6 protein-coding genes are annotated in these 6,088 nt (G+C 64.2%); 3 read left to right on the top strand and 3 right to left on the bottom strand.

What is annotated here, in order from left to right:
- The 3 genes from SD455_RS16485 to cmtR form a co-directional block, all read right to left on the bottom strand.
- Positions 1-709, bottom strand: a 709-nt coding sequence (locus SD455_RS16485; RefSeq protein WP_445508734.1) for a flavin-containing monooxygenase, incomplete at its 3' end; no start/stop codon positions are given.
- Positions 706-2,703, bottom strand: coding sequence for a heavy metal translocating P-type ATPase (locus SD455_RS16480; protein ID WP_445508733.1), 1,998 nt, complete (start codon positions 2,701-2,703; stop codon positions 706-708). The genes SD455_RS16485 and SD455_RS16480, both read right to left, overlap by 4 nt.
- Positions 2,700-3,062 (bottom strand): Cd(II)/Pb(II)-sensing metalloregulatory transcriptional regulator CmtR, encoded by a 363-nt coding sequence (gene cmtR, locus SD455_RS16475; protein ID WP_070159118.1) that lies wholly within the window; start codon positions 3,060-3,062, stop codon positions 2,700-2,702. The genes SD455_RS16480 and cmtR overlap by 4 nt, the downstream gene beginning before the upstream one ends.
- Before the next feature lie 191 nt (positions 3,063-3,253).
- Between cmtR and SD455_RS16470 the strand changes: the two genes are divergently transcribed.
- The 3 genes from SD455_RS16470 to SD455_RS16460 all read left to right on the top strand — a co-directional run.
- Entirely contained in the window at positions 3,254-3,736 is a 483-nt protein-coding gene (locus SD455_RS16470) for a hypothetical protein (protein ID WP_445508732.1), read from the top strand.
- On the top strand, positions 3,733-5,526 hold the full coding sequence (locus SD455_RS16465; RefSeq protein WP_445508731.1) for a TraM recognition domain-containing protein: 1,794 nt from the start codon (positions 3,733-3,735) through the stop codon (positions 5,524-5,526). Before SD455_RS16470 ends, SD455_RS16465 begins: the two co-directional genes overlap by 4 nt.
- A 95-nt stretch (positions 5,527-5,621) precedes the next feature.
- The coding region (locus SD455_RS16460; protein ID WP_445508730.1) for a single-stranded DNA-binding protein at positions 5,622-6,088 on the top strand (467 nt) is incomplete at its 3' end.

Here is a 6,088-nt window from a genome sequence, read left to right as displayed (position 1 = left end):
GATTACCATCCTGCGGGCGGGAGTCCGTTCGTTTTCTCATCGCCCCGCCGGCTCCGACAACCTCATGCCCCACAACACCTAGAATACGCTGCGGCAAGTTACGGAGACGTACACCTTCGGACAGGGAAACTCGCATCCCGTTATTGGCGAGCTCCAGCGCGATTTGGAAACCAGAGTTTCCACCCCCGACTACAGCGATGTCTTCACCGCGTAGCTGACTCGGGTTCCGATACTCCTCGGAGTGGATCTGCAAGACCTGCGGGTCAAGCCTGTTGGCCAGGGCGGGCACGAAGGGCGAACCGAAAGCCCCCGTCGCGACGACAACAGCTCTGGCCTTCAGGGGCTCCCCGCTTGCGAAGTGCAGCCGAAAATCCCCTGCCGCTCCGTTCAATTTCGTCACACGGGTGTCGAGGTGAACGGGTAGGGCGTACCGTTCGGCATACATCGCCAGGTAAGCAGCCACCTCATCTTTGCCAGGGTACTTCCAAGGGTCACCAGGAAAAGCGAATCCAGGCAGTGAGTTGTACTGTGCAGGCGTGAACAAGCGCAGAGAGTCCCAGCGACGTGCCCATGAGGCACCCACCTTGCTGGCCGCCTCGAGTAGCCGGAAGTCGACTCCCGCTTCGGCCAGGTAGTACCCGAGTGCAAGACCCGCTTGGCCCGCACCGATAACTGCCACATCAACCCGATCGGGCGTTTCCAGCCTCATGACAGTACCTTGTAGTCCGAACCTGACCCTGCCTTGGCGGGGACAACAGGACGCGCTGAGGGGTAATGAGAGGTTCGGGTACGAGCCGCGCGTAACCCGTTGAGAATGATGACGACCTCGGCGAGCTCGTGAATGAGGACGACGGCGGCCAGGCCGATCACGCCGAAGAGCGCCAACAGTGGTAACACCGCGATCAGGACCAGGGAGAGGATGATGTTCTGGTTGATGATCATCCGTCCTCGCCGGGCGTGCGCCAGGGCTTGAGGGATCAGGCGGATGTCTTCGCCGGTGAAGGCCACATCAGCTGATTCCACCGCGGCATCGGAGCCGGTGGCTCCCATGGCGATGCCTATATCTGCGGCGGCCAATGCTGGGGCGTCATTGATGCCGTCACCAATCATTGCCACCCGGTTGCCTGCCCGCAGTTCGGTGATGGCGGCGGCTTTGTCTTCTGGGCGCAGCTCTGCGCGGACATCAGTGATCCCGGCTTCAGCCGCTAGAGCATGGGCGGTGCGCGTGTTGTCACCGGTAAGCATGGTAACCTTGACCCCGGCACGGGTAAGCCGCTGGATCGCTTCTACTGCTTCTTCGCGCAGTTCGTCCCGCACACCGACAGCCCCGACTGCCTCCCCCTTGTGGTGGATGATCACCACGGTGTTGCCCTGCTGCTCCAGCTCAGTAACCTGATCAGCGAGCGAGCCGGGGCCAAGCCACCGGGGACTGCCCACCGCGATTCGGCTGGCCCCGATAACTCCGGTGATGCCCTGTCCAGGGTGCTCAGTGATTTCGGTGGCCTGCGGGGCATCAGCCGCCGCATGGGTGATGGCTGCCGCAAGGGGGTGCGTGCTGTGAGCTTCCAGTGCTGCCGCCCAGTCCAGCACCTGCTGCTCGGTATTCCCGGGGACAGTCAGCACAGCGCTGACGGTGGGACGGTTACGGGTCAGTGTGCCTGTCTTATCGAAGGCCAGGTGGCTTACAGATCCCAGTTGCTCGAAAGCTGCACCGGACTTGACGATCACCCCGTGGTTGCTGCCGCCGCCGATGGCAGAGACCACGGTGATCGGTACCGAGATCGCCAACGCGCATGGTGAGGCGGCTACCAGCACGATGATCGCTCGGGTGACCCACTCCATGGGGTCTCCGAAGATTGAACCCAGCGCCGCGATCAGTATCGCCAGCAGGAGTACACCGGGAACCAGGGGACGGGCGATGCGATCAGCCAGTCGGGCACGTTCACCCTTCTCCGCCTGGGCCTGCTCGACCAACTGGACCACTGTGGTCAGCGAGTTGTCTGTTCCCGGTGCGGTGGCTTCGACCTCCAAGACCCCGGTGGTATTGATCGACCCGGCCAACACCTCATCACCAGGGCCAGTCTCTACCGGAATCGACTCACCAGTGATCGCTGAAGTGTCCAGGGCTGAACGTCCGGTGCGGACCACCCCGTCAGTGGCTAGGCGTTCCCCGGCCGTCACCCGGATCAGCTGACCCGGCACCAGAGTAGAGGCAGCCACCTGCCGCTGATCGCCAGCCTCGTCGACGATGGTGGCGCTGGCTGGCAGCAGGTTCAGCAGGGAACGCAGCCCGGAGCGGGCTTTGTCCATCGCCCGATCTTCCAAGGCCTCTGCAATGGAATAGAGAAAGGCCAGAGCTGCGGCTTCTTCGATGTAACCCAGTGCAACCGCTCCAGTGGCGCTGATCGTCATCAACAACCCGATACCCAGGCGGCGACGCACCACCAGCGCCCGCAAAGCACCAGGAACGAACTGAGAAGCCCCCAACAATAGGCTGACCCAGAACACCGCCAGCGTCACAGTCGAAAGCGGGTCCTGATCTGCTGCCCCGGTCCACTCCAACACCCACCCTGTGGCCAGCAGCAACCCCGAGACCAGTGGAATCAGAACACGACGATCCCCCCACCACTGAGGCTCTTTAGTGCTCTCCGCAGAAGCCGTGTTCTCACTGGGGGAAGCACACCCGCAGGCATCCACGCTCATCGCTGCACCTGCTCTCCGCCAGCGCAGCACCCCTCCGGGCACACCGGGTCAAGACACTCCGCACCCTCATCGACTGCCAGGGTTGTCTCCACCAAAGCGTTCAGCGCCCGCGACAGGTGAGGGTCAGCGATCTCATAGCGGGTCTGACGGCCCTCCGGCTCAGCGACCACGATCCCGCAATCCCGCAAGCACGCCAGATGATTCGACACATTCGTCCGCGTCAACTCCAGGTCACGGGCAAGCTTGGCCGGATAACCCGGCTCATCCAGGAGGGACAACAAAATCCGGGACCGGGTGGGGTCAGCCATAGCGCGGCCCAACCGGTTCATCACATCAAGACGAGAAGCAATAGTCAGCACACACTGACCATACAGCGAACGATGACTAGTCAGCAAGTAGTGACCTAACCAGAAGGCTACCTTCAGTACGCGGGAGGTTGCAGGCGCACCTGGTGGGCATGAGCCACGACAACACCAGACACCCCTCGCGCCGAACCAAGAAGTCCAAGCCCTCAGACACAGAGCTTGATGTTCCGGCGGTGCTTCCTCATGTGATCATCACCGTTATCGAGCCGACCGGGACTCTGGCGGTCACCGTAGATGGCGAGGACTTCCCCGCACCAGAAAACGTGGCATGGTCTCGTGCCCGATTCGGCGAGCTGCTGGACGCGGTCACTGAGGACCGGACTCGGACGGTGCGGATCGAGGTTCACGAAACCGACGGGTCCACTTTTACTGACATCATCCGAGCCCGCAGGCGCACACCCACCACCCCAAACCCCGAGGCGGAGCAGGCAGAGAGCGCACGGTCTAAGGCCAGCGGGAAGGCGGCTGCGGCCACGGTCTTGGGTGAGGGGTTCCTGCCCGGTGAGGACGTGGCTATCGCTGCGGTGGTCACCGACACCACCGCCAATGACGACGGAGAGGTCGAGACCCGTCTGACCCGGCGGCAGAAGACGACCTTGCGTGCTGGTGCTGAGGTGCTGGTCTTCGGCCGGTCCTCGGGGACCACACTGGTGAGGCGGCTGCCATGACCCGGGGCATCACTCCGGGGTCTCACCAAGCCGGAGGTATGGGTGATGAGGTCACCAACGCCCTGATCATCCTGCTCATGGTCACCGCAGGCATTGCAGTGATCCTGCGTGCCGCTGGCACTGTCGCCGCCTGGATCACCGGCGCATCACTGCCGGAAGCTGGCCCGGCTGCCGGGTTGGGGGTTCTGTTCAGCCCTGGTGATCCTGCCGCCGTGCTAGGAGCTGAGGGGCTGCATCCGGTGGCCTACTGGACCGCCAGTGGGGTGATGCTCGCCGGGCTGGCCGGGGTGAGTGCCTGGGTGTGGGTGCGGGTGCGCCGCTGGGGGCAGCAGAAGCAGAATGACCCCCATCGGCTGGCAGGTACTGCCACCAGTGCCGACATCGCCAATGTCGCCACCTCCAAGGCCCTCTTGCGGCGGGCTGAGACGCTGAGGCCTTCCTTGGTGAAGCCGCGGGTTGAGGATGTGGGCTACCTGCTGGGGGCCTCTGCGGGCAAGCAGGTGTGGGCTTCGGTGGAGGACTCGATCCTGCTGATCGGCCCACCCCGCTCCGGTAAGGGCCTGCATGTGGTCATCAACGCGATCCTGGATGCCCCCGGGGCAGTAGTGACGACATCTACCCGGCCGGATAACCTCACCGCTACATTGCGGGCGAGGGAGAAGATCGGCCCGGTGGCGGTCTTCGACCCCCAACACCTGGCAGAGGGCATCCCCGCTGGGATGCGCTGGTCGCCCATCCGGGGGTGTGAGGACCCGCTGACGGCGATGATCCGGGCCACCGGGCTCGCGTCAGCGACTGGCATGTCCGCTGGCGGTGTCGAGTCCGGTGGGTTCTGGGAAGGCAAGACCCGTACTGCCCTCCAATCCCTCCTTCATGCGGCTGCGTTGGATCATCGGTCACCGGCTGAGCTGTTCCGCTGGACTCTGGACCCCTCAGCCGCCGCCGAGGCCGTGACCATCCTCTCCAGCACCCCCAGGGCAGCGATCGGATGGGATGACTCACTGGCCTCGATGCTGGAAGCTGACCCGAAGACCCGGGATTCCATCTGGCAGGGCGTCTCCCTGGCGCTGTCAGCGTTGGCTGATCCTCGGGTCTTGGATGCGGTCTCACCCCGGGCTGGGGAGGACTTCGACCCCGAACAGTTCATCCAGGACCGGGGCAGCCTGTTCCTGTTGGCCACCGGCGCAGGAGCCGGAGCCTCAGCCTCCCTGGTCGCCGCATTCGTCGAAGACCTGGTCGAAACCGCCCGGCGCATGGCCGCCCGATCGCCCGGCGCACGGTTGGACCCGCCGCTGCTGCTGGCGCTGGATGAGATCGGCAACCTCGCACCCCTACCGTCGCTGCCCACGTTGATGGCTGAAGGAGGCGGCACCGGAATCACCACCCTGCCGGTACTTCAGTCGTTAGCGCAGGCGCGGGAGAAATGGTCAGAGAACCAGGCCGGGGCGATCTGGGATGCCGCGATCGTCAAAATCATCCTCGGCGGGGCATCGAACTCCCGGGACCTCCAAGACCTCTCCACCCTCATCGGAGAACGCGACGAGTACACCGATTCAACCACCATCGGGGACCACGGCACCCGCTCCAACCAACGCTCAGTTCGCCGGGTCTCGGTGCTGCCACCAGACCGGATCAGGACCCTACCCTTCGGCACCGGAGTCACCCTGCTGCGGACCGCACCGCCGATCATCACCGACCTGCGCCGCTGGACCCAACGACCCGAGGCCACCGAGTTGAAGGCCGACCGGGAACAGATCGAAGCCATGCTCCAACACCACCCAGGCACCTAACCCGCCGGGGGCTGTGTCTCGGGTGGCGGGGTGCACCTGTCTGGCAGAGGCCACCTGCACCAGGCGGTGGCCGTGGCAGATAAGGAGCCCTGGTCATGGCGATCCATACCCAGCAGTCATTCTCCGGTTTCATCGCCTCAGCACCGCAGCTGAGCTACACCGAAAACGGTGACCCGCGCCTGTTCGTCAAGGTCGGCAAGGAGCACTACCAGCGCGAGGCAGACGGGACCTTCACGCAGAAGGACACCACCTTCCACAACCTGGTGGCCTTCAAAGCCGCCGCCGAACAGGGCCATGAACGTCTGGCGAAGGGCGACAAGATCATCGCCGAAGGCTACGTGCGCGAATACGAGTACACCGACGCCAACGGGCTAACCGCTCCCGGTGAGGAGTTCGTGGCCCGCCGGATCGGTCATGACATGGCCCGCACCCGCTACGAGGTGGAGCGCACGCCCCGCCGCAGTGTCGAACGCGACGCCGCAGGGGGGTCTGCTGAAGGTTCGGTTGACTTCCTGACTGCTCGAGCGAGCAGAGAGGATAGTCACTATGCCGAAGATCTACT

This window comes from Nesterenkonia sp. K-15-9-6, from assembly GCF_052656005.1.
Note: the sequence above shows the minus strand (reverse complement) of the source record. Positions and strands in the feature narration are given on the sequence as shown.